This window comes from Streptomyces coffeae, from assembly GCF_016741875.1.
Taxonomy (GTDB): domain Bacteria; phylum Actinomycetota; class Actinomycetes; order Streptomycetales; family Streptomycetaceae; genus Streptomyces; species Streptomyces coffeae.
Genome location: NZ_JAERRF010000159.1, coordinates 1 through 779, shown reverse-complemented (window position 1 = coordinate 779; position 779 = coordinate 1). Strand labels below are relative to the sequence as shown.

Sequence of the window (779 nt, the reverse complement as noted above, 5' to 3'; positions counted from 1 at the left end):
CACCCCGCCGACTCAACAACAACAAATGCTCCACCCCACGCCCCGCCAACCAACGCGCCACATGCCCACCCAACACACCCGTACCACCCGTAATCAACACCGTCCCCGACGGCTCCCAACCCCCGCCCGCAGCCGCAGGCACCGGCGCAGGTGCAGGAACCAACCGCCGCCCGTACACCCCACCACCACGCACCGCAACCTGATCCTCATCCCCCACCCCACCACCAAGAACCCCCACCAACCGCCGCACCACACCACCACTCAACTCCACCGGCACATCCACCACACCACCCCAAAGCTCCGGATACTCCAACGCCGCCACCCGCCCCAAACCCCACAAACCACCCTGACCCACACTCCCCACCAACTCCCCCACACCCACCGACACCGCACCACACGTCACCACCCACAACCGCCCACCAACCCCCACCTCATCCAACGCCTGCACCAACACAGCCGTATCCACCACACCCACCGGAACACTCGACCAACGCCACCCCTCACACACCCCCAACAACGACACCACCCCAGCAAACCGCACACCACCCTCAACCACCCCCCGCAACTGCTCAACCAACCCCGCACGATCCACCCGCCCCGACACCACCAACCGCACCACACCCGAACCCAACCCCTCCACCAACGACTCCACCCACTCACCATCAACACCCTCACCCGGCACCACCACCAACCACACACCCGGCAACACCACCCCCGACACCCCACCCAACAACTCCCAACGCTCCCTAAACCGCAACCCATCCCCCACCACACGAGAC

Annotated in this window: 1 protein-coding gene; it reads right to left on the bottom strand. The window is 65.9% G+C overall.

Going from position 1 to position 779, the window contains the following annotated elements; all coding sequences use genetic code 11:
- On the bottom strand, positions 1-712 hold a 712-nt coding region (locus JK363_RS41470), incomplete at its 3' end, for a SpnB-like Rossmann fold domain-containing protein (protein WP_201883495.1).
- Between the last annotated feature and the right edge of the window lie 67 nt (positions 713-779).